We start from the raw sequence: 22,531 nt of genomic DNA on the forward strand, positions 1-22,531 counted from the left end.
CATGACCGCACTGAAGTATCTCCAGGCCTATCCCGCAGCCCTCCAAGAGCAGGTGCGCCAACTGATCGCCAAGGACCAGTTGGGTGCTCACCTGGAGCAACGCTACCCCGAACGCCACGCCGTGCAGAGTGACAAGGCCCTGTATGCCTACGCGCTGGCCTTGAAGCAGGAACACCTGCGCAATGCGCCGGCCATCGACAAAGTGCTGTTCGATAACCGCCTGGACCTGACTCATCGCGCCCTCGGCCTGCACACCACGATTTCGCGGGTACAGGGCGGCAACTTGAAGTCCAAGAAAGAAATCCGCATCGCCGCGCTGTTCAAGGAAGCCGCGCCGCAGTTCCTGCGCATGATCGTGGTACACGAACTGGCGCACTTCAAGGAATCCGACCACAACAAGGCGTTCTACAAACTCTGTGAGCACATGATGCCGGGTTACCACCAGGTGGAATTCGATCTGCGCGTTTACCTCACTTATCGCGACCTGCAGGGCAAGCCCTGACCGCACAAGGCGACCGACCATGGATGTGAGCAAGACCAAGAGCAGCTTCTATCGCCGCCTGTACGTGGCGTACCTGATCGACAGTGGCCAGGCCAGCAGTGTGCCTGCACTCACCGACGCCACGGGCATGCCCCGGCGTACGGCGCAGGATACGATTGCGGCGTTGGCTGATTTGGATATTGTGTGTGAGTTCGAGCAGGAGGATGGCGCCCGCAACCATGCGGGGCACTATCGGATTCGCGACTGGGGGGCGATTGACCGGCGGTGGATCGAGGTGAATCTGGCCTTGGTGAAGCAGGTATTGGATTATCCCTGAGCTGTGAGGTGAATAGGCTGACGCCTTCGCAGGCAAGCCAGCTCCCACATTTAGACCGTGTGAACCCGATCCAATGTGGGAGCTGGCTTGCCTGCGAAGAGGCCCTCAACCGCGCCGCATACCAATATGCGGAATGTCATCCTCCAGGTACTCCTCACCCGCCACCACAAACCCATACCGCCCGTAATACCCCTGCAAATGCGCCTGGGCCGAGAGGAATATCGGCGTATCCGGCCAGATCTCTTCAATCTGCTTGAGCGTCTCCTCCATCATCCGATGCCCCAGCCCGGTGCCGCGCGCCACCGGTGCCACGATCACCCGGCCGATCACCACATCGCCGCCCTGGGTGTCCGGATCCAGCAGGCGCAGGTAGGCCACCAGCGCGTCATCCTTCCAGGCCATCAGGTGGTGGGTATCGCCCGATAGGTCCTGCCCGTCGATGTCTTGGTAGACACATTTCTGCTCGACAACAAACACCTCGTTGCGCAGGTGCAGGATGGCGTAAAGCTGCTCTTTGCCAAGATCAGCGTGATGTTTACAGACCCATTCAACCGTCATGGCGTGTTCCCTTGTCAATGTTTGCTGCCCGATAGTAAGCGCAGCGGGCAACGCTGTCTAAATGAGCTATTTTTGTGAATGACGTCAATTTGCCATCATTGAGTGCCTGCGCGACCGGTTTCTTTGTGTAATCTGAGCTACTGTTAGCACCTCGGGCCCCGCCCGAGCCCGCCTGCCAAGGACTTGAGCATGCCGCGATTCTCTCGTGCCGTTGCTTTGATTGGAGTGTTACTGCTGGCCCAGCCGGCCTTTGCACAGCGTCTGCGCCTGGTAGCGGATGCATGGCCGCCCTTTACCGATGCCACCTTGATCAACGGCGGGCTGGCCACCGATATCGTCAGCACGGCCCTGGCCCGGGCGGGTTACGCCAGTGACTTCGAGCAGGTGCCCTGGGCACGCGCGCTGATGGGCGTGGGTGACGGGCGCTATGACGTGCTGGTCAATGCCTGGTACGACAACGCCCGCACGCAGTTGGGCGAGTTCTCCAGTGAGTACCTGCTCAACCGCGTGCGTTTCATCAAGCGTCGCGATGATCCCCTCCAGTTCCAGAACCTTGAGCAACTGCACGACTACCCGATCGCCGTGGTGCGCGGGTATGCCTATTCGGCGGCGTTTGATGGCGATGCGCAGTTGCAGAAAATTCCTGTGCACAACTTTGCCATGGCCGTGCGCATGCTGGCGGCGCAGCGGGTGCGGCTGACGTTGGAGGATGAATATGTGGCGCGTTACTACCTGTCACGCGAGTCCGCGCGGGTGCGCGACGCGGTGGAATTCCTGCCCACACCGCTGAGCGAAAACAGCCTGCATATCCTGGTCAGCCTCAAGCACCCCGAGCATGCGCAGATCGTTGCAGGGTTTGATCGAGAGATTGCCAAAATGAAGGCGGATGGCAGTTATGCGCGGTTGATGAAACAGCATGGGATGTAGTGTCCTTGCGGGCCTCATCGCAGGCAAGCCAGCTCCCACATTTGACTGAGTACACAATTAAAATGTGGGAGCGGGCTTGCCCGCGATAGCCATTCAGGTCGCGCTGGTATCTTTGATCAAATGCGCCGCCAACGTGCGCAACGGCCCCAGTTGCCGGCAAATCAACGCCAACTGCGTCTGCACCAGCCGCTGCCCTTCGTCGATTTCATCCGGCATCTGCTCCAGGTCCGCCGCCAGCGCTTCCTCGGCATCGCTCTGGATCGCAATCGGCTGTTTATTGGCCAGCCCCGTGGCGATTTCATCGATGCTCGCCGCCAGGGAATTACCCGCGCCCTCGATCAGATGCTCGCGCACTTCGGCCGGCAACTGGGTTTCGCGGTGCGCGCCGAGCCCTGACAAGTAGCTGAGCAAAGTGTGCGACAACACCAGGAAGCGGAAGCCCACGTCTGCCTCCTTACGGAAGTGCCCCGGCTCCATCAGCATGTTCGCCAGGGTCGTCGACAGCGCCGCATCGGCGTTGTGCGCATTGCGCCGGGCCAGGCGATAGGCCAGGTCGTCGCGCTTGCCGGCGGCGTATTGCTGCATGATCTGGCGCAAGTAGATGCTGTTACAGGTCAGGGTGTTGGCCAACACTTTGTTCAGGCGCCGGCCCTGCCAGTCCGGCAGGAACAAGAATACCGCCAGGCCCGCGATCAGGCTGCCCAGCAAGGTATCGAACAGCCGTGGCAGGAACAGCCCGTAGCCATCGCCCACCTGGTTGAAGCAGAACAGCACCATCAAGGTGATGGCGGCGGTGGCCAGGGTGTAGCGGGTGGTGCGGTTGATAAAGAACACCAGGCCGGCGGCGATGGCGAACATCGACTGCACCAGCGGGCTTGGAAACAGGTCGAACAGCGCCCAGGCCACGGTCAGGCCGATGGCGGTGCCGATGATCCGCTGGCCGAGCTTGCGCCGCGTGGCGCCGTAGTTGGGCTGGCACACGAACAGTGTGGTGAGGATGATCCAGTAGCCCTGGGACGCGTGGATCGCGTGTAGCATGCCGTAGCCGACGGTCAACGCCAGCGACAGGCGCAAGGCGTGCCGGAACAGCAGCGACGTCGGCGTCATTTGGGTGCGCAGGCGCGTCCACATTTCCTTGAGGTTACGCGGGGCGCGGTCCAGCAGGTTGCTGTCGGTGGCGTCAGCCAGGGCGTCGGGGTTACTCGCGTCGCCGAGCAGGCGGTCCAGCGTGGACAGGTTGGCCGCCAGCGCGCGCAACGAACGCAGCAGGCCGCGCCAGGCCGGGTTGCTCTGGATGCGCAGGTGTTCCAGGGACGCGTTGAGGTCACCCAGGGCTTCGGCGAAGCTGTCGTCATAGATGAACGGCTGGCGCAGCTGGATCGATTCGCCCAGCGCCTGGCAAGCCTTGCCCTGTTGGCGCAGCAGGCGCTGGCAGCGGAACAGCACGTCGCTGTGGAAGAACGCGTCGGCGAGGGCGTTGTAGGGGTAGTGGGACGAACTGGCACGTTCGTGAATGTCCTGGGCGAGGAAGTACAGCTTCAGGTAGCGGCTGACTTTCGAGCCCGGCCGCCCATTGCCCACGCGATGCAGGATGATTTCCTTCGCCGCGTTGAGCGCCGCCACCACGCGGCCATTCTGCTGGGCCAGTTCCAGGCGGCGCGCTTCCACGTCCAACTGGCGGATCGGTTCAAACAGGGAAGACTTGAGCTTGAGATAACGCCCCAACTCGCGAAACAACCGCGCCAGGCTCTGCTGCACCGGCTGGTTGGAAAACAGCGCCTGCCACAGCACCGACAGCGCGCCGTACCAGGCGGCGCCGGCCACCAGCAGCAGTGGCTCATGCCAGAAGTCGGAGACGGCGCCACCACGCTGGTCCACGCCGATCATGGTGTACACCGACAGGATCAGCGTCGCCGACGCAATCGCGCCATAGCGTTCGCCCAAGGCGCCGAGCATGGTCAGGCAAAAAGTGGCCAGGGCCAGGGAAATCGCGAAGATCCAGGGATAGGGGAACAGCAGCTCCACCGACAGCGCGGCAATACTGAAACACACCAGCGTCACCGCCAGGGCGTTGAGGCGGCCCTGCCAACTGTCATCGGTCTCTGCCAGGGCGCTGGCGATAATCCCCAGGAACAGCGGGATCAGCAGGGTCATTTCATCCTGATACCAGCACAGCACCATGCTGCCGGTCAGAGCGATGAACACCCGAATGCTGTAGCTGAATTTATCCAGCGCCCACAGGCGCCGCAGGGACTGCTTGAACGAGGTCGATGACATGAAAGCAGGAGTCTTCCGGAGCGATGCCGCTAAATTGAGCTATCAAGGACGCCACGGCAAGTGTGGTGATCACAATTTATTTCAAGCGCTGCAAATCAAATGTGGGAGCTGGCTTGCCTGCGATGGCGGCGGTGAATCCAACACCGCTATCGCAGGCAAGCCAGCTCCCACAGGGGATTGCATTTCAAGTCTGAAGTCACACGTACTGCGCGGCCGCATAGCCCGAAGCCCACGCCCATTGGAAATTGAACCCGCCCAGGTGACCGGTCACATCCAGCACTTCACCAATAAAGTACAGGCCAGGGCTTTTCAGCGATTCCATGGTCTTGGACGACACTTCCCGCGTGTCCACCCCACCCAGCGTCACCTCGGCCGTGCGATAGCCCTCGGTACCCGCCGGCACCAGTTGCCAGTTGCCGAGCTTGGCGGCGATATCGGCGATTTCGGCATGGGTGTATTGCTTCATCGGCTTGGACGCGAACCAGGTGTCCGCCAGCAGGTTGGCCATCTTCTTGGTGAAGATCTCCCCGAGCAGGGTCTTCAGCTCGCTGTTGGGACGTTCGGCCTGTTGCTCTTGCAACCAGACGTGGGCGTCGTGGTCGGGCAGCAGGTTGATCGCCACCGTGTCGCCGGGCTCCCAGTACGAGGAAATCTGCAGAATCGCCGGCCCGCTCAGGCCGCGATGGGTAAACAGAATGTTTTCGCGAAAGCTCTGGCCGTTGCAGCTGACCAGGCAATCCACGGACGTCCCCGACAGTTCGCCGCACAGGTCCTTGAGCTGATCGGTGATGGTAAACGGCACCAGCCCGGCGCGGGTCGGCAGCAGTTCGTGGCCGAACTGCTTGGCCACTTGGTAACCAAACCCGGTCGCGCCCAGGGTTGGAATCGACAAGCCGCCGGTGGCGATCACCAGGGACTCGCAGCGCAGCTCACCCAAGGTGGTCTGCAACTGGTAGCCGCCGTCGAGTTTGGCGATCGCCTGGATCGAAGTGTCCAGGTGCATCTGCACGCCAGTCTGTATGCATTCGTCCAGCAACAGGCCGAGGATGTCGCTGGACTTGTTGTCGCAGAACAGCTGGCCGAGTTTTTTCTCGTGGTACGGCACGCCGTGCTTGGCCACCAGCCCGATAAAGTCCCACTGGGTGTAGCGGGCCAGGGCGGATTTGCAGAAGTGCGCGTTGTGCGAGAGGAAGTTGGCAGGTTCAGTGTACATATTGGTGAAATTGCAGCGGCCACCGCCGGACATCAGGATCTTTTTGCCGGCCTTGTTCGCGTGGTCGATCAACATCACCTTGCGCCCACGCCCGGCGGCGGTCAGTGCGCACATCAAGCCTGCGGCGCCGGCGCCAATGATCACAACTTCGGTCGAGCGCAAAACGGTGTCCTCATACATAGTTGCATCAGATCGTTCCCGCGCTCTGCGTGGGAATGCCGCAATGGACGCTCTGCGTCCGCTTTGTGACGCGGAGCGTCACGGGAAGCGTTCCCACGCGGAGCGTGGGAACGATCAGGTCAGAGGATGCGCACGCGCAACGAGCGGCCCTTGATCTTGCCGTCGTTCAAACGCTGCAGCGCCTGCTTGGCGATCCCGCGTTCCACGGCCACGAAGGCCTGGAAATCAAAAATCGCGATCTTGCCCACCTGGGCACCCGGAATGCCGGCATCACCGGTCAATGCGCCAAGAATGTCGCCTGGACGAACCTTGTCTTTACGCCCGGCGGCGATGCACAGGGTGCTCATCTGCGGCAGCAACGGGCCACCGCTTTGCGGCTTGAGGTTGTCCAGTTGGTCCCAGTTCAGCGGCGACTTCTGCAGCTGCTCGATGGCCTGGGCACGGTGCGCTTCGGACGGGGCCACCAGGCTGATGGCGATGCCGGTCTCACCAGCGCGACCGGTACGGCCGACGCGGTGGATGTGAATCTCGGAATCGCGGGCCAGTTCGACGTTGATCACCATGTCCAGCGAGTCAATGTCCAAGCCACGGGCGGCCACGTCGGTCGCTACCAGCACCGAGGTACTGCGGTTGGCGAACATCGCCAGCACCTGGTCACGGTCACGCTGCTCCAGGTCGCCATGCAGGCCGACGGCGGAAATACCTTTGGATGTCAGGTGATCCACGGTTTCCTGCACCTGCTGCTTGGTAAAGCAGAACGCCACGCATGACGCCGGGCGGAAGTGCGCCAGCACCTTGGTCACCGCGTCCATGCGCTCTTCCGGCGAGATCTCGTAGAAGCGCTGTTCGATCTGATCGTCGGAGTGGAACGCCTCGGCTTTCACCTGTTGCGGTGCACGCATGAACTTGGAGGCCAGCTGCTTGATGCTCACCGGGTAGGTGGCCGAAAACAGCAGGGTCTGGCGGCGCGGCGGGGTCTTGCTGATGATGTCTTCGATGGCGTCGTAGAAGCCCATGTCGAGCATGCGGTCGGCTTCGTCGAGGATCAGCGTGTTCAAGCCGTCCAGTACCAGCGAACCCTTGCGCAGGTGCTGCTGGATACGCCCCGGCGTGCCGACGATCACATGGGCGCCGTGTTCCAGGGAGGCGATCTGTGGGCCGAGGGACACGCCGCCGCACAGGGTCAGCACCTTGATATTGTCTTCGGCGCGGGCCAGGCGGCGGATTTCCTTGGCGACCTGGTCGGCCAGCTCGCGCGTCGGGCACATCACCAGTGCCTGGCAGCCGAAGTAGCGCGGGTTGATCGGGTTCAACAGGCCGATACCGAACGCGGCGGTTTTGCCGCTGCCGGTCTTGGCCTGGGCAATCAGGTCCAAACCCTTGAGGATCACCGGCAAGCTTTGCGCCTGGATCTGCGTCATCTCGACATAACCCAGCGAGTCGAGGTTAGCCAGCATGGCGGCGGACAGGGGCAAAGTATTAAAAGCGGTGGCGATGGTAGTCACGGGACTGGCTCTGCAAAACAAAATGTCGCGCAGTGTACCAGTCCCGTGGGAATTTCCCTGCAAGTTCTAGACGAGAAGCCGGTCAGTGCTCGATATGCTGCTCCGGGTTGACCACGCGTTTACCGTCTTTTGGCGACAGTTGCAGGAAGATCGCCGCCGCCAGCATCGCCATGATGCCCACGGTGAGAAAGGTCAGTTGGAACGCGCCGAGCACGCTTTCCACCCCATCGTTGCCGGTCTCGGCGGTAAACCCACCGAGCAGAGCACCGGCGCACGCCACGCCGAGGCTCAGCGACAACTGCGCCACCACCGACAGCAAGCTGTTGCCGCTGCTGGCCTGGGCGTCGTCGAGGTCGATCAGGGTGACGGTATTCATCGCCGTAAATTGCAGCGAGTTGATCGCCCCCAGCACCGCCAGCATGGCCAATAGCAGCGGGTAGGGCGTCTGCTCCGTGACCAGCCCCATGCTCGCCAGCATCAGGCCCAGCGCCAGGGTGTTACCGGTCAGCACGACACGGTAGCCCAGGCGTTCGATCAGCGGCCGCGCGATGGACTTGGCCACCATCGCCGCCGCCGCCAGGGGCAGCATGCTCATCCCGGCTTGGGACGGCGAATAGCCCAGGGCCACCTGCAACAGCAGCGGCACCAGGAACGGCAGGGCACCGCTGCCCAGTCGCGCAAACAGGTTGCCCAGGATGCCGACCGCAAAGGTGCGCGTCTTGAACAGCACCGGCGAGAACAACGCATGGTCGATATGCCCGGCGCGCAACCAATACGCCGCCAGGCACGCCAGCCCGCCGAACAGCAGCAACATCACTCGCAGGTGCGGCAGGTGCAGCTCGCCCAGGCCTTCCATGGCGATGGTGATCAGCACCATCGCCGCGCCGAACAGCAGGAAGCCGACCCCGTCAAAGCGTGTGCGCTCGCTGCCGCGCAGGTCGGGGATGAATTTCCACACGGCGTAGCAGCCGATCATGCCCACCGGTAGGTTGAGCAAAAAGATCCAGTGCCAGGTCAGGTATTGCACCATCCAGCCGCCCATCGTCGGGCCAAGCAATGGGCCGAGCAGGCCGGGGATGGTGATGAAACCCATGATGCGCACCAGTTCGGAACGGGGATACGCGCGTAACACCACCAGCCGCCCGACCGGCAGCATCAGCGCGCCGCCCAGGCCCTGGATCACCCGTGCGCCCACCAGCATGCTCAAGCTGCTGGACAACGCGCACAGCAGCGAGCCAATGCTGAACAGCATGATTGCGCCAAAGAAGATTTTCTTGGTGCCGAAACGGTCGGCGATCCAGCCCGAGGCCGGGATCAGCAGCGCAACGGTGAGCATGTAGGCGATGACCACCCCCTGCATGCGCAGCGGGTTTTCCGCAAGGTCCCGGGCCATGGCCGGCAGTGCCGTGTTCAGGATCGTCCCGTCCAGCGACTGCATGAAGAAGGCAATCGCGACCACCCAGGGGAGCCAGCGGGCGGTCTTGGCATCGAGCGGGACGCGGTTCGGCATGGAAAAACCTATTTGTTAGCAGCCTATGTGTTGGCGATTATGCGTCATTCGTCGCGCCTTTTCCCACCAGGAAATCCAGCAGTTCACGGTGTACCGCCACGGCGGCTTCGCTGGATTCAAGGTCAAGCAAGTGGCCCGTATGTTCGGCCACGGCAAAGCTGCTGCGACCTACGTAGTGCTTGAACAGCTGCGCGTCGGCGGCGGGGGTGTACTCGTCCAGGGCGCCGTTGAGGAAGTGCACCGGTGTTTCAATCTGCCGCAGCGCCGGCAGGTAGTTGCCATCGCCCAGTGCCAGCACTTGGTGGATATGAAAGCGCGCCTGGCGGTATTCGGTGGTGGCCATGCTCGACAAATGCCGATGGTTGTTGCGCTTGAGCCGGGGCGACAAGTATTTGCCCACGGTCTCATTGAGCAAGTGGCCGACGGCGGACTTGTCATCCGCCTCGATCAGCACGCGCACGCGCTCCACATAGTCGAGCATCGCCTGGTTGAGGTTGGGCGCCAGGGCCATCACCACTGAACTCTCGATGGAAGGCGGGTTGTGGGCCAGGGTCAGCAGCGTGGAGATACCGCCCCACGAAGCCGACACCAGGTGGTTGACCTGGAAGCGCTCGACCAGGGCGCGCAGGATCTGTACCTCGTCGTCCTTGGTCACCAAATCCAGGTCAGCGTTGTGCTCGCGGGAGTAGCCGGAGAACGGCAGGTCGAACAGCAGCACATTGAAGTGCTCGGCCAGGCATTTGCTGGTGCGGGCGAAGGAGCGCGTGGTGGACAGCGCACCGTTGACCATCAGCACCGTTTTGCGTTGCGGGTCGTGACCGAGTTGTTCGACATGGACGTTGTAGTGCTTGAACAGCTTGTGCAGGACGAAACTTCCCTGATTCATCGCGATAGTTCCTGTCGGCTGGCGGTCTGCCACTAACCGTTATAGCGAGGTTTTTTATGGACGACAACAAGTTGTATGCAAGGTGGGAATGGGCGGTAGGACGAGGGGAAACCAGGCGTCTGAAACCAACACTGAACCCCTGTGGGAGCGGGCTTGCTCGCGAAAGCGGTGGGTCAGTCAACATCAATGTTTGCTGGGCCGACGTCTTCGCGAGCAAGCCCGCTCCCACAGGGGGGATCAGTGGTGTCTATAAGGTCAGGGTCAGGCGTTTGACCAGAGCACCCGGCAACAGATTGGAAGCCGTATTGCGCTGGCCGTAAGTACTGGCCGACAGCAGCAATTCCCGATCAGCGGTCAGTGCCTCCAACTGCGAACCGAGCAGGCTGTAGACACTGTCATCAAAGCGCATGGTGCTGACCGGCGCCTTGATCTCGCCGTCTTCCACCCAGAACGTGGCGAAGCGTGTCATACCGGTCAGGCGCGCCGCCGGCAGGTCGGAGTAGTTCAGGTACCACAGGTTGCTGATGTACAACCCAGTGCCCAACTGCTTGAGGATATCGGCCTGGGCCAGCGTACCTGCGGCCATTTGCAGCGCGCTGGGGGACTCGTCGCTGCTCGCGCCGTTGGTGCTCAATCCGTATTCGGCGGCGCTGCGCGAGTTGATCAACCGGCCTTCAGCCTTGCCTGCATTGATCAGCGTGACGTCACCGCGTGGATAACCTTCGCTGGAGAACGCCTGGCTGAGGGAACCGCTGACATGTTCGTCGACCCTCACCAGCGGGCTCAGGGACTGTTCACCGGCGTACAGCTTTTGCAGCGAACTGCCTTTGCTGGCGATGGCCTGGGCGGAAAACCCACCCCAGGTGATGATGCTGATGATTTCTTCCAGCGCCGCCGGGGCCAGGTAGGCGCGGTACTGTCCGGGCGCAAGGGCATGCAGCGGGCGGCCCAGGAATTGAAGTTGCTCGCGGGCCTGTTGGAAGCGCCGGGCGAACTCGGCGCTGTCCCAGGTGTGCCCGGCGTAGCTGGCCTTGACCGCTTCGCCATTGGCGTGGAACAGGCTGAAATCGAAGTTGAAGCTGTTGGCCTGGTGCCAGCCGAAGGCGCCGTTCGAACTGGCAAAACCACGGCTGATGGGACCTGCGGCGTAAATGCCGACCAGGTCAACGCCGTCCGCGGCCTGGCTGATGTCATCCAGCACCTGGGCCAGTTCCGGCAGCGGCCGGGCCTGTTCATTGTGGCTTTGCCAGGCGTTGTGGTTCAGCAGCAGGTAGGGATCCGGGGGCAGCAACGGCAAGGTTTCGCGCAGCTGTTGCAGGCCATTGGCGAGGCGCTGACGGTCCAGCTCCGGCTCACCGGCCAGGGTGATGGCGAGGTCGGCATGGCGGCCGTCGTTGATCAGCTTGAAGTTGAGGCTGGCTTGCTGCACTTGCCCGGCCTGGCGCACCTTGGCGTGGTTGAAACGCACGAACTCGGACGCTTCCGCCGCGTAGCCGAGGTGAAATTGCTCCTTGTCGGTGATGGCCTGCTTGAGCCATTGCACCAGTGCCTTGAAATCATCCATCAGGCATCTCCCCCGAAAACGTCGACATCACTGAACACACAGGCCGGCGACGCATGGCCGACACGGATCACCTGGTTGGGCTCGCCTTTGCCGCAGTTCGGCGTGCCCAACACCTGGAAGGTACTGGCATCGCCGACGGCGCTGAGCTTGCGCCAGAATTGTGCGGAAATCGCCCGGTAGTTGGGGTTTTTCACCACGCCCTTGAGTTCGCCGTTTTCGATCAACTGGCCCCATTCGCAGCCGAACTGGAACTTGTTGCGCGCATCGTCGATGGACCACGAACGGTTGGTCGACATCAGCACGCCGTGTTCGATGCCACCGATCAGCTCGACCAGGGATTTGTCGCCGGCCTCGATATTCAGGTTGGCCATGCGGTCGATGGGCGCGCGGTTCCAACTGCTGGCGCGGCTGTTGGCCACGCCTTGCATGCCCGCGCGAAATTGCGACAGCGCTCCGCCCAGCGGCCTGAGCAGCAACCCTTCGCGGATCAGGAACTGTTTGCTGGCGCGGCTGCCGTCGTCGTCATGGCTGTAGCTGGCGAGCTGTTCGGGGATGTCCGGGTCGAAGGTCACGTTGAGCAGCTCGGAGCCGTATTGCAGGTGGCCGAAGTCGCTGGCCTTCACAAAGCTGGTGCCGGCGTAGTTGCGCTCGTCACCGAGGATGCGGTCCAGCTCCAGCGGGTGGCCGATGGACTCATGGATTTGCAGGATCATCTGGTCGGGCATCAACAACAGGTCGCGCGGACCCTGGGGCGTGTTCGGCGCCAGCAGCAATTGCAGGGCTTCGTCGGCGATGCGCGGCGCGGCGCCGACCAGGCCGAAGCGGCTGATCACGCCCAGCCCGCCTTGCTGGCCGAAGTTGGTGCCGCCGAAGGTGCGCGTCTGGCTGTCGTTGCCATCGAAGGCCGTGACATTCACGCCCGGGAACACAAAACGCTGGGCCTGGCGCAGTTCGGCGCCGGCACTGTTGAGGTAGATCTGCTCGACGTGGGTCAGGCCCAGGCTGACTTCCCAGTTCACCAGGCGCTCGTCCTTGGGGACGGCGGCGGATTCATCGCCGAGCAACTGGTAGCAGTCACTCAGGGACGGGAAAGGCTGGTCGAGGTCGGGTGACAGGTAGTCGGCCACATCGCTGGAGACGTGCTGGTCGCGCAGGTCGAGCAGGGCGTGGGGCAGGATCTGCCGGGCTTGCCGTTCGGCGCGCTCAAGGGCGGCTTGCAGGCCAGGCAAGGAAATATCGTTGGTCGCGGCGTAAGCCTCCACGCCATTGAGACGCACGGTGAGCATGGCGCCTTCGTCGTGGTTCAGGTGCGGCGGTTCGGCAACGTTCTTGCGTACGGCCAGGTATTGGCCGGATTCACGGACGTAGCGCAGCGAGAAGAAGTCGGCGTGGGTGCGCAGGGCACTGAAGTGCTGTTTGAGCAGCGGGTGGGCATCGAACATCGGGACCTCCTGAGGGCAACGCAGCCGTTGAGGCTAGCACAAGTGATCGTTCCCACGCTCCGCGTGGGAATGCCGCCCTGGACGCTCTGCGTCTGCTCTTGAGGTCGTGACGCGGAGCGTCACAGGATGCATTCCCACGCGGAGCGTGGGAACGATCAGTTGCGGGTTACTGCGCAGCAGGCCCCACTTCACGCAGCGGCTTGCCCCGCACCGGCGCATCGCCCGCCACGTAGTAGTCGGCGGTGCTGCGCGGCAGTGGCTTGCGGCCACGAATCTTGTCGGCGATTTTCTCGGCGATCATGATCGTCGGCGCGTTCAGGTTGCCGGTGGTGATGATCGGCATGATCGAGGCATCCACCACGCGCAGGCCCTGCATGCCATGCACGCGGCCTTCGCCATCGACCACTGCCATCTCGTCGGTGCCCATCTTGCACGAGCACGACGGGTGGAATGCGGTTTCGGCGTGCTCGCGGATGAACTGGTCGAGCTGCTCATCGGTTTGCACTTCGATGCCAGGGCTGATTTCGCGGCCACGGTACGGGTCCAGCGCCGGCTGTTGCATGATTTCACGGGTCAGGCGGATGCCGTCGCGGAACTCCTGCCAGTCCTGCTCGGTGGCCATGTAATTGAAGAGGATGCTCGGGTAGTCCCGTGGGTTCTTCGACGTCAATTGCACGCGACCACGGCTCGGCGAACGCATGGAGCCCATGTGCGCCTGGAAACCGTGCTCTTTCACACCGTTGCTGCCGTTGTAGTTAATCGCTACCGGCAGGAAGTGGTACTGGATGTTCGGCCATTCGAATTCTTCACGGGTACGGATAAACCCGCCTGCTTCGAACTGGTTGCTGGCGCCGATGCCGGTGCCGTTGAACAGCCATTCGGCACCAATCGCAGGCTGGTTGTACCAGAGCAGCGAAGGGTACAGCGACACCGGTTGGGTGCACGCATATTGCAGGTACAGCTCAAGGTGATCCTGCAGGTTTTCACCGACGCCTGGCAGGTCGTGGACCACCGGGATGTCGAGGCTTTCCAGCAGTTTCGCCGGACCGACGCCGGAACGTTGCAGCAATTGCGGCGAGGCAATGGCGCCGCTGCACACCAGCACTTCTTTACGGGCGCGGGCTTCAACACGCTCCTCGGCGGCGCCGATCAGGTAACGAACGCCAACGGCACGCTTGCCTTCGAACAGTACTTTGTCGGTGAGGGCGTGGGTGACGATGGTCAGGGTAGAACGCTTTTTAGCCGTGTCCAGGTAACCGCGTGCGGTGCTGGCGCGACGGCCGTTCGGCGTGACGGTACGGTCCATCGGGCCGAAGCCTTCCTGCTGGTAACCGTTCAAATCTTCCGTGCGCGGGTAACCGGCTTGCACGCCGGCTTCGACCATGGCGTGGAACAGCGGGTTGTTGCCGGCCTTGGGCGTGGTCACGCTGACCGGGCCATCGCCGCCGTGCCAGTCGTTCGGGCCGATGTCGCGGCTTTCGGCCTTGCGGAAGTACGGCAGGCAGTCCAGGTAGGTCCAGTCTTCCAGGCCCGGCAGTTTCGACCAGTTGTCGTAGTCCATGGCGTTGCCGCGGATGTAACACATGCCGTTGATCAGCGAAGAACCACCCAGGCCCTTGCCGCGACCACATTCCATGCGGCGGCCGTCCATGTGTGGCTCCGGATCGGTTTCGTAGGCCCAGTTGTAGCGGCGGCCTTGCAGCGGGAACGCCAGGGCGGCCGGCATCTGGGTACGGAAGTCCAGGCGGTAGTCAGGGCCGCCGGCTTCAAGCAGCAAAACGGTGACGCCTTCGTCTTCGGTCAGACGGGTCGCCAGGGTGTTACCGGCGGAGCCGGCACCCACAATGATGTAATCGTATTCTTGGGACATTGAATGCACCCTCTTTGGAGATGGTCTGGTCAGGCGAGTGCTTTGCACTTATCGCAGGCAAGCCAGCTCCCACATTTGATCGGGTTCACACAGTCAGATGTGGGAGCCGGGCTTGCCCGCGATGGCGGCCTCGCGGGCAATAAACAGCTCGGGGATTTAGAACACCGAGGCGTAGTCGCCCAGTTCGACCTGTACCGACTTGATGCGGGTGAAGTTGTTGAGCGAGCTGATCCCGTTCTCACGGCCGACACCGGATTGCTTGTAGCCGCCGACCGGCATCTTGGCGTCGGACTCGCCCCAGGCGTTGATCCAGCAGATACCCGCTTCCAACTGATGAATCACGCGGTGGGCGCGGTTCAGGTCCTTGGTTACCAGGCCGGCGGCCAGGCCGAAGTCGGTGTCGTTGGCGCGGCGGATCACTTCTTCCTCGGTTTCATAGGTGAGGATGCTCATCACCGGGCCGAAGATTTCTTCACGCACGATCACCATGTCATCGGTGCAGTCGGTGAACACCGTCGGGGCCACGTAGGCGCCTTTGGTCAGTTCGCCGTCGGTCAGGCGGTCGCCGCCGCACAGCAGGCGCGCGCCTTGCTCTTTACCCTTGGCGATGTAGCCCAGCACGCTTTCCATGTGGGCGAAGCTCACCAGCGGGCCGAAGTTGGTATTGTCGTCCTGCGGGTCACCCACACGGATGCGCGCAACACGTTCAAGTATCTTGGCTTCGAACGCCGTTTGCAGGTGCTTGGGCACGAACACGCGAGTGCCGTTGGTGCAGACCTGGCCGGAGCTGTAGAAGTTGGCCATCATCGCGATATCCGCGGCACGGTCCAGGTCGGCGTCTTCGAACACGATCAGCGGCGACTTGCCGCCCAGTTCCATGGTCACTTCCTTGAGCGACGAGCTGGACGCGCTGGCCATGACTTTCTTGCCGGTGTCGGTGCCGCCGGTGAACGAGACTTTCTCGATGCGCGGGTGTTCGGTCAGCCAGGTGCCGACTTCACGGCCGCTGCCGGTCAGTACGTTGAACACACCGGCTGGAACGCCGGCTTCGGTGTAGATCTCGGCCAGTTTCAGAGTGGTCAGCGAAGTGACTTCGCTCGGTTTGAAGATCATCGCGTTACCCGCTGCCAGGGCCGGTGCGGACTTCCACAGAGCGATCTGGATCGGGTAGTTCCACGCGCCGATACCGGCGACCACGCCCAGCGGCTCGCGGCGGGTATAGACAAACGAGGTGTCGCGCAGCGGGATCTGCTCGCCCTCGATGGCCGGCACCAGGCCTGCGTAGTATTCGAGTACATCAGCGCCGGTGACGATGTCGACGTACTTGGTTTCGGAGAAGGATTTGCCGGTGTCGAGGGTTTCCAGGGCGGCCAGTTCATCGTTGCGCTCACGCAGGATGTCGACGGCGCGACGCAGGATGCGCGAACGCTCCATGGCGGTCATGGCGGCCCAGATTTTCTGGCCTTTTTCGGCGCTGACCACGGCGCGCTCAACGTCTTCCTTCGTTGCGCGTTGCACTTGGGCGAGAACTTCACCGTTAGCCGGGTTGATAGCTTCGAAGGTGGCATCGCTGCCAGCGTCGCTGTAGCCGCCGTCAATGTAGAGTTTTTGCAGTTCGAAACGGGCCATAAAGTCCTCGCAAGTGCATAAGTGGTTGGCGCGGTTCGGGAGTTGAGCGGTTATCGGTGCTCTAACTCACCTGCTTGGCCAATTGGAAATCCATGTATTCGTGCGCAATGCGTTGCGCCTGCTCCGTGTCGAAAGCGTCTCCCGACAGAGCACCGCGCAACCACAAACCGTCGATCAGGGCCGCCAGCCCTCGGGCTGCGCTGCGTGCTTCGGGCAATGGCAGCGCACGGCGGAACTGGCAGCACAGGTTGGAATACAGACGTTGATCGTTGATCCGCTGCAACCGGTGCAAAGACGGGTGGTGCATGCTGGAGGCCCAGAAGGCCAGCCAGGTTTTCATTGCCGGGCCGTTGACCTGGCTGGCGTCGAAGTTGCCGGCGACGATCACCTGGAGGTGGGCGCGCGGGCTGTCATCCTTCAACGCTTGTCGACGTGCGTGGATGTTTTCCATCAGCACGCTCATCAAGTACTGCATCGTTGCCGCGATCAGGCCGTTCTTGTCCCGAAAGTAGTGACTGATGATGCCGTTCGAGACGCCTGCCAAACGGGCGATCAGCGCAATGCTGGCATCTCCCATTCCGACTTGATCAATGGCCGTCATCGTGGCTTCGATCAACTGCTGGCGGCGTATGGGTTGCATACCGACCTTGGGCATGTAGCACCTCTCCTTAGGCCTGCCGACGGGCGATCACGTCCATCGGCTTGAAGGCCAGTCTATTTTGTTTTGATTGAACGTTCAATCAACAAAGAATAAGCTCTGCGACAAATGGTCGCTGCCTACAGATATTTCCTACCTGAGAGCCGCGACCGCTGACACCTGCGAAAACCCCTGAAACAGGCCGTATCAGGGCGTGACCAATGCTTCGGCGGGTCCGGGATTTTCGGGGTGTCTTTATAACACCCGTCCGTCGACTGCCGAAAAATCGATGTCCCGGGATAACCGTTGCCTTGTGTTTCTCTCTCGCACTGCCCGGAGCATCTGCGCCATGAGTTCTGCCTCTCTTATAAAGACCCCGCCGGAAAAGGTGCGGGTCAACGGTTGGGTGTTCTACACCTCCACCGCATTGATTCTGTTGTTGACCGCCATCCTGATCATCGCCCCGCAGGAGGCCGGGCGCATGCTCGGCGTCGCCCAGGCCTGGCTGTCGAAAAGCTTTGGCTGGTACTACATGGTGGTCATCGCCGCCTACCTCGTGTTCGTGGTCGGCCTGGCGTTTTCGTCCTACGGCAAATTGAAACTGGGCAGCAAAGACGACACCCCGGACTTCAGCTACGGCGCCTGGGCCGGCATGTTGTTCTCCTCGGGTATCGGCATCTCGCTGCTGTACTTTGGCGCCTCCGAGCCCTTGGACCACTACTTCAACCCGCCCGAAGGCGCAGCCGCCAGCAATGGCGCCGCACGCCAGGCGCTGCAATTGACCTTCCTGCATTGGGGCCTGCACGGCTGGGCGATCTATGCCCTGGTCGGCCTGGCCGTGGCGTACTTTGCGTACCGCCATAACCAGCCGCTTGCCTTGCGCTCGGCGCTGTACCCGCTGGTGGGCGAGCGCTGGGTGAAAGGCGCGGCCGGCCATGCGGTGGATGGCTTCGGTATGTTCGTGACCCTGCTGGGCCTGGTGACCAACCTGGGGATCGGCTCGATGCAGGTCTCGTCCGGGCTGGAAAACCTGTTCGGCATGCAGCACAGCAACACCAACCTGCTGATCGTGATCATCGTGATGAGCACCGTGGCGACCATCGCGGCGGTGTCGGGCGTGGAGAACGGCATCCGCCGCCTGTCCAATCTCAATATCGTGCTGTTCAGCGGCTTGCTGATCTTCGTGCTGTTGTTCGGCCCGACCCTGCATTTGCTCAACGGTCTGGTGCAGAACACCGGTGACTACCTCAATGGCATCATCCTGAAAACCTTCGACCTCTATGTGTACGAAGGCGACGCCGATAAGACCGAGCGCTGGATGGGCCTGTGGACCCTGTTTTACTGGGCCTGGTGGATTTCCTGGGCGCCATTCGTGGGCATGTTCATTGCGCGTATTTCCCGTGGTCGCACGGTGCGTGAACTGGTGGCGGGCGTGTTGCTGATCCCGCTGGGCTTTACTCTGGCGTGGTTGTCGATCTTCGGCAACTCGGCCCTGGACCTGGTGTTGAACCACGGTGCGGTGGAGTTGGGCAAGACCGCCCTGGAACAGCCATCCATGGCCATCTACCAACTGCTGGAATATTACCCTGCGTCGAAAATCGTCATTGGTGTGTCGATCTTTGTGGGCTTCGTGCTGTTCCTGACGCCTGCGGATTCCGGCGCGGTGATGATGGCCAACCTTTCCTGCAAAGGCGGCAATGTGGACGAAGATGCGCCGCATTGGCTGCGGATCTTCTGGTCGGCGGTGATCACCCTGGTGACCATCGGCTTGCTGTTCGCGGGTAACTTCGAGGCCATGCAGACCATGGTGGTGCTGGCGGGGCTGCCGTTCTCGGTGGTGCTGGTGCTGTTTATGTTCGGTTTGCACAAGGCGATGCGCCAGGACATGGCGATCGAACAGGAGCAGGCGCAATTGGCCGAGCGCGGCCGTCGTGGTTTCAGCGAGCGCTTGACCGCGCTGGACCTGCAACCGAGCCAGGGCACCGTGCAGCGTTTCATGGACAAGCACGTCACGCCGGCGCTGGAAGAAGCCGCGTCTGCGTTGCGTGAGCAGGGCTTGCACGTGCAGACCTTGCTCGGCAAATCCAAGCGCTGCATCGGTGTACGGATCGAGAGGGAGGAGGGCAACCCGTTTGTCTACGAAGTGAGCCTGGATGCCTACTCGTCGGCGCCGAGCGACCTGCCCGAAGAAGAGCGCACGCGTTACTACCGTGCCGAGGTCTACCTGCACAACGGTGCTCAGGAATACGACCTGATGGGCTTCACTCAGGAGCAGATCACGCGGGATGTGCTCGATCAGTTTGAAAGCCATCGGCAGCTCCTTGGCCGGGTTTATAGCTAGTCACTTCAGATCGTTCCAACGCTCCGCGTGGGAACGCATCCTGTGACGCTCCGCGTCAGGACTTCAACAGCGGACGCGGAGCGTCCAAGGCGGCATTCCCACGCGGAGCGTGGGAACGATCAAGTGGTGTCTTAGCCCAGGTTCTTGCCTAGCAAGGCATGGTAGAGCTCGCTGTCCCCCAGGATTCCCACCACTTGGTTGTTATCATGCAACACCAGCTTGTTGCCGGTCTGGTAACGAATCTGCAACGCATCGCGCATGCCGATATTGGAGTCCACCAGCGTCGGCACCCGACCCAGACCTTCCACCGCTTGCCCCGGTGCCCAGTTCTGCAGGTTCATCGCCACGCCGTTCTGACGCGCGCCCTTGATGGTGTTGCCTTCGGCCAGGTCCAGCCACGAATCGCCGCCCGGGTCCAGGCACACCGAACCGTTCACCCGCGTGCAGTTGTCCAGGGTGCGCATCAGGCTGCGGCCGCACAGCACGTTCAGCGGGTTGGTGTGGGCAACGAAGGTGCGCACATAATCGTCCGCCGGGTTCAGCACGATTTCTTCCGGCACGCTGTACTGGATGATCTTGCCGTCTTTCATGATCGCGATACGGCTGCCGAGTTTCAGCGCCTCGTCGAGGTCATGGCTCACGAACACGATGGTCTTGCTCAGCTTGCGCTGCAGTTCCAGCAGTTCATCCTGCAGGCCTTGGCGAATCAGCGGGTCGAGGGCGGAGAAGGGTTCGTCCATCAGCAGGATATCGGCGTCCATCGCCAACGCACGGGCCAGGCCGACGCGCTGCTGCATGCCGCCGGAGAGTTCGTCCGGCTTCTTGTTGCGCCATTGGGTCAGGCCCACCAGCTCGAGTTTTTCATCCACCAGTTTGCGCCGGTCTTTTTCCGGGCGGCCCTGCATTTCCAGGCCAAAGCTGATGTTTTCGCGCACCGTCAGCCAAGGCATCAGGGCAAACTTCTGGAACACCATGGCGATACGCTTGGTGCGCATCATTTTCAGCTCGGCCGGCGTGCAGGACGCGATGTCGATCTGGCGACCTTCATGCTCCACGAACAACTGGCCACGGCTCACGGTATTGAGGCCATTGATGCAGCGCAGCAAGCTGGATTTGCCGGAGCCCGACAGGCCCATCAGCACGCAGATCTCGCCTTTCTCGACATCCAGGCTGGCTTTTTCCACGCCGACGATCTGGCCGGTCTTTTTCAGGATTTCATTGCGGCTCATCCCCTGGTCCAGCAGCTTGAGCGCTTCGCGTGGGTCTTTGGAAAAGATCACGTCGACATTGTCGAATCGGATAATGCTCATGCATCACCCCCTACTTTAGCGTCGGGTTGTTTGCAGATGCGGTCGAGCATGATGGCCAGCAGCACGATCGCAAGGCCAGCTTCAAAGCCCAGGGCGATGTCGGCGGTGTTCAGTGCGTTGACCACCGGTTTGCCGAGGCCGTCCGCGCCCACCAGGGCCGCGATTACCACCATCGACAACGACAGCATGATGCATTGGGTAATGCCGGCGGCAATGCTCGGCATGGCGTGAGGCAGTTCAATGCGCGAGAGCAACTGACGGCGCGAGCAGCCAAAGGCCTTGCCTGCGTCCATCAATTCTTGCGGGACATCGCGGATACCCAGGTAGGTCAGGCGGATCGGCGCGGCAATCGCGAACACCACCGTTGAAATCAGCCCGGGCACCACACCCAGCCCGAAGAGGGTCAGGGTAGGGATGAGGTAGACGAAGGTCGGTACGGTCTGCATCAGGTCGAGCACCGGCTGCATCATGGTGTAGAACATCGGTTTGTGCGCGGCAACAATGCCCAGCGGCACGCCGATGACCACGCAGACCAGGGTGGCGAACAGCACCTGCGCCAGGGTCTCCATGGTTTCCTGCCAGTACCCGAGGTTAAGGATCAGCAGGAAGGAGGCGATGACAAAAACAGTCAGTCCCCATTTACGTTGGATGAAGTGAGCCAGCAGCGCAATCAGACCGATCAATGCCAGCGGATTGAACCAGGTCAGCGCAAACGTCACGCCGTGGATCATCGTTTCCAGTGTCGATGCGATTGCATCGAAGTAGTTGGCACCGTTCTGGGTCAACCATTCGACGAAGGCAGCGATGTACTGGCCTAGTGGGATTTTCTGTTCAGTCAGCATGGTAGTGAGTGTCCACATGCGAAGGGGAATACATCCCGGGGCAGCGCACCGCCCCGGGGTCAGCGGGGGTTACTTGGCGAGGTAAGCCTTGACGGCGTCGAGGCCGGGTTTGCCATCGACGGTGGTGACACCGGCGAGCCAGGTGTCGAGTACTTGCGGGTTCTTCTTCAGCCAAGCCTTGGCGGCGGCGTCGGGTTTCATCTTGTCGTCCAGCACATTACCCATCAGGGTGCTTTCCATGTTCAGGGTGAACGACAGGTTCTTCAGCAGTTGGCCAACGTTGCTGCATTCCTGGGTGTAGCCCTTGCGGGTGTTGGTGTAGATGGTGGCCTGGCCGTAGTTGGGGCCGAACGAATCGTCGCCCCCGGTCAGGTATTTCATCTTGAAGCGCGTGTTCATCGGGTGCGGTTCCCAGCCGAGGAACACGATGGCCTGGTCGCGCTTGGTGGCGCGCTCGACCTGGGAAAGCATGCCGGCTTCGCTGGACTCGACCACTTTGAAACCGGCGGTCTTGAGGCCGAAGGCGTCTTTGTCGATCAAGGTCTGGATGGTGCGGTTGCCATCATTGCCCGGTTCGATGCCGTAGATCTTGCCGCCCAGCTCATCCTTGAATTTGGCGATGTCGGCGAAGTCCTTCAGGCCTTTGTCGTACAGCGCCTGCGGGACCGCCAGGGTGTATTTGGCGTTCTCCAGGTTGGCGCGCACGGTTTCCACGGTGCCGGCATCACGGTACTGCTTGATGTCGTTTTCCATGGTCGGCATCCAGTTGCCGAGGAAGATGTCCATGTTCTTGCCGTCGGCCAGTGACTTGTAGGTCACCGGTACCGAAATCATCGTGGTGCGCGGCTTGTAGCCCAGGCCCTTGAGGACTTCGCTGGTGGTCGCGGTCGTGACGGTGATGTCGGTCCAGCCGACATCGGAGAAGTTGACGGTCTTGCACTGTTCCGGTTCTGCAGCGTGCGCCATGACGGGCAGACTCAGCATGGCGGCCAACAACAACGAGGGTGAACCTTTCATCGGGG

At 61.8% G+C, this 22,531-nt stretch carries 18 protein-coding genes; 4 read left to right on the top strand and 14 right to left on the bottom strand.

The features are described 5' to 3' along the window. The first annotated feature begins 1 nt into the window (after position 1). Both ACLH0H_RS11195 and ACLH0H_RS11200 read left to right on the top strand, forming a co-directional pair. Positions 2–502 carry a M48 family metallopeptidase gene (locus ACLH0H_RS11195; RefSeq protein ID WP_411382041.1) on the top strand — a complete coding sequence of 167 codons (501 nt, stop codon included), beginning with the start codon at positions 2–4 and terminating at the stop codon, positions 500–502. Between the two features lie 19 nt (positions 503–521). Continuing rightward, positions 522–818 carry a winged helix-turn-helix domain-containing protein gene (locus ACLH0H_RS11200; RefSeq protein WP_411382042.1) on the top strand — a complete coding sequence of 99 codons (297 nt, stop codon included), beginning with the start codon at positions 522–524 and terminating at the stop codon, positions 816–818. A gap of 105 nt (positions 819–923) precedes the next feature. On the opposite strand, the gene ACLH0H_RS11205 is transcribed toward ACLH0H_RS11200, so the two are convergent. Continuing rightward, a complete protein-coding gene (locus ACLH0H_RS11205) occupies positions 924–1,376 on the bottom strand; it encodes a GNAT family N-acetyltransferase (RefSeq protein WP_411382043.1) in 453 nt (150 codons plus the stop codon). Between the two features lie 189 nt (positions 1,377–1,565). Here ACLH0H_RS11205 and ACLH0H_RS11210 point away from each other — a divergent pair, with 189 nt between their 5' ends. Continuing rightward, the gene (locus tag ACLH0H_RS11210) at positions 1,566–2,303 is read left to right on the top strand and encodes a substrate-binding periplasmic protein (protein ID WP_411382044.1); all 738 of its coding nucleotides are present in this window, start codon (positions 1,566–1,568) and stop codon (positions 2,301–2,303) included. A 93-nt stretch (positions 2,304–2,396) separates the two neighbouring features. On the opposite strand, the gene yccS is transcribed toward ACLH0H_RS11210, so the two are convergent. The 10 genes from yccS to betI all read right to left on the bottom strand — a co-directional run bounded on the left by yccS (position 2,397) and on the right by betI (position 17,034). Next, complete coding sequence (yccS, locus tag ACLH0H_RS11215; protein ID WP_076953211.1) at positions 2,397–4,580, bottom strand: YccS family putative transporter; 2,184 nt, start codon at positions 4,578–4,580, stop codon at positions 2,397–2,399. Positions 4,581–4,776: 196 nt separating this feature from the next. Continuing rightward, a complete protein-coding gene (locus tag ACLH0H_RS11220; protein ID WP_411382045.1) occupies positions 4,777–5,955 on the bottom strand; it encodes an NAD(P)/FAD-dependent oxidoreductase in 1,179 nt (392 codons plus the stop codon). A gap of 137 nt (positions 5,956–6,092) precedes the next feature. Continuing rightward, the gene (dbpA, locus tag ACLH0H_RS11225; protein WP_231999012.1) at positions 6,093–7,430 is read right to left on the bottom strand and encodes an ATP-dependent RNA helicase DbpA; all 1,338 of its coding nucleotides are present in this window, start codon (positions 7,428–7,430) and stop codon (positions 6,093–6,095) included. A gap of 130 nt (positions 7,431–7,560) precedes the next feature. Then, positions 7,561–8,988, bottom strand: coding sequence for a multidrug transporter subunit MdtD (gene mdtD, locus ACLH0H_RS11230; RefSeq protein WP_411382046.1), 1,428 nt, complete (start codon positions 8,986–8,988; stop codon positions 7,561–7,563). Between the two features lie 37 nt (positions 8,989–9,025). After that, a complete protein-coding gene (locus ACLH0H_RS11235; RefSeq protein ID WP_411382047.1) occupies positions 9,026–9,874 on the bottom strand; it encodes an alpha/beta fold hydrolase in 849 nt (282 codons plus the stop codon). Between the two features lie 247 nt (positions 9,875–10,121). Continuing rightward, positions 10,122–11,438: a TldD/PmbA family protein gene (locus ACLH0H_RS11240; RefSeq protein ID WP_411382048.1), complete on the bottom strand. Its 1,317-nt coding sequence runs from the start codon at positions 11,436–11,438 to the stop codon at positions 10,122–10,124. Beyond that, positions 11,438–12,880: a TldD/PmbA family protein gene (locus tag ACLH0H_RS11245; protein WP_411382049.1), complete on the bottom strand. Its 1,443-nt coding sequence runs from the start codon at positions 12,878–12,880 to the stop codon at positions 11,438–11,440. Before ACLH0H_RS11245 ends, ACLH0H_RS11240 begins: the two co-directional genes overlap by 1 nt. Positions 12,881–13,046: 166 nt before the next feature. After that, positions 13,047–14,750 carry a choline dehydrogenase gene (gene betA / locus ACLH0H_RS11250; protein WP_411382050.1) on the bottom strand — a complete coding sequence of 568 codons (1,704 nt, stop codon included), beginning with the start codon at positions 14,748–14,750 and terminating at the stop codon, positions 13,047–13,049. A 156-nt stretch (positions 14,751–14,906) separates the two neighbouring features. Further along, a complete protein-coding gene (gene betB / locus ACLH0H_RS11255) occupies positions 14,907–16,379 on the bottom strand; it encodes a betaine-aldehyde dehydrogenase (RefSeq protein WP_411382051.1) in 1,473 nt (490 codons plus the stop codon). A gap of 61 nt (positions 16,380–16,440) precedes the next feature. Further along, entirely contained in the window at positions 16,441–17,034 is a 594-nt protein-coding gene (betI, locus tag ACLH0H_RS11260) for a transcriptional regulator BetI (protein WP_076953220.1), read from the bottom strand. Between the two features lie 388 nt (positions 17,035–17,422). Between betI and ACLH0H_RS11265 the strand changes: the two genes are divergently transcribed. Next, positions 17,423–19,357 (top strand): BCCT family transporter, encoded by a 1,935-nt coding sequence (locus tag ACLH0H_RS11265; protein WP_231999011.1) that lies wholly within the window; start codon positions 17,423–17,425, stop codon positions 19,355–19,357. A 131-nt stretch (positions 19,358–19,488) separates the two neighbouring features. Here ACLH0H_RS11265 and choV read toward each other — a convergent pair whose 3' ends face one another. The 3 genes from choV to ACLH0H_RS11280 form a co-directional block, all read right to left on the bottom strand. Beyond that, complete coding sequence (gene choV, locus ACLH0H_RS11270; protein ID WP_076953222.1) at positions 19,489–20,667, bottom strand: choline ABC transporter ATP-binding protein; 1,179 nt, start codon at positions 20,665–20,667, stop codon at positions 19,489–19,491. After that, positions 20,664–21,509 (bottom strand): choline ABC transporter permease subunit, encoded by an 846-nt coding sequence (choW, locus tag ACLH0H_RS11275; protein ID WP_411382052.1) that lies wholly within the window; start codon positions 21,507–21,509, stop codon positions 20,664–20,666. The genes choV and choW overlap by 4 nt, the downstream gene beginning before the upstream one ends. A gap of 69 nt (positions 21,510–21,578) precedes the next feature. Then, complete coding sequence (locus ACLH0H_RS11280; protein ID WP_411382053.1) at positions 21,579–22,526, bottom strand: choline ABC transporter substrate-binding protein; 948 nt, start codon at positions 22,524–22,526, stop codon at positions 21,579–21,581. Positions 22,527–22,531: the final 5 nt, after the last annotated feature.

Origin of the sequence: Pseudomonas sp. MPB26 (assembly GCF_046605355.1) — a bacterium.
GTDB lineage: Bacteria > Pseudomonadota > Gammaproteobacteria > Pseudomonadales > Pseudomonadaceae > Aquipseudomonas > Aquipseudomonas cedrina.